Source organism: uncultured Photobacterium sp., assembly GCF_947502415.1.
Taxonomy (GTDB): Bacteria; Pseudomonadota; Gammaproteobacteria; order Enterobacterales; family Vibrionaceae; genus Photobacterium.
This window is the reverse complement of sequence record NZ_CANMZV010000090.1, coordinates 1-937: the sequence shown is the minus strand read 5'-3', so window position 1 is coordinate 937 and position 937 is coordinate 1. Positions and strand designations below refer to the sequence as shown.

Genomic DNA, 937 nt, shown 5'->3' with positions numbered 1-937 from the left:
AGGATACTTAAAGTATCAGGGATGACTCATCTCAGGGCTCGCTTCCCGCTTAGATGCTTTCAGCGGTTATCGATTCCGAACTTAGCTACCGGGCAATGCTACTGGCGTAACAACCCGAACACCAGAGGTTCGTCCACTCCGGTCCTCTCGTACTAGGAGCAGCCCCCTTCAATCATCCAACGCCCACGGCAGATAGGGACCGAACTGTCTCACGACGTTCTAAACCCAGCTCGCGTACCACTTTAAATGGCGAACAGCCATACCCTTGGGACCGACTTCAGCCCCAGGATGTGATGAGCCGACATCGAGGTGCCAAACACCGCCGTCGATATGAACTCTTGGGCGGTATCAGCCTGTTATCCCCGGAGTACCTTTTATCCGTTGAGCGATGGCCCTTCCATTCAGAACCACCGGATCACTATGACCTGCTTTCGCACCTGCTCGAATTGTCATTCTCGCAGTCAAGCGGGCTTATGCCATTGCACTAACCTCACGATGTCCGACCGTGATTAGCCCACCTTCGTGCTCCTCCGTTACTCTTTGGGAGGAGACCGCCCCAGTCAAACTACCCACCAGGCACTGTCCGCACCCCCGATAAGGGGGCGACGTTAGAACATCAACACTACAAGGGTGGTATTTCAAGGACGGCTCCACGCAATCTAGCGACTGCGCTTCAAAGCCTCCCACCTATCCTACACATGTAGGGTCAATGTTCAGTGCCAAGCTGTAGTAAAGGTTCACGGGGTCTTTCCGTCTAGCCGCGGGTACACAGCATCTTCACTGCGATTTCAATTTCACTGAGTCTCGGGTGGAGACAGCGTGGCCATCATTACGCCATTCGTGCAGGTCGGAACTTACCCGACAAGGAATTTCGCTACCTTAGGACCGTTATAGTTACGGCCGCCGTTTACCGGGGCTTCGATCAAGAGCTTCGACC

Annotated in this window: 1 rRNA gene; it reads right to left on the bottom strand. The window is 54.2% G+C overall.

Features of this window, described 5'->3' with window-relative positions:
• Positions 1 to 937 (bottom strand): 23S ribosomal RNA (locus tag Q0852_RS23650); the annotation flags it as partial.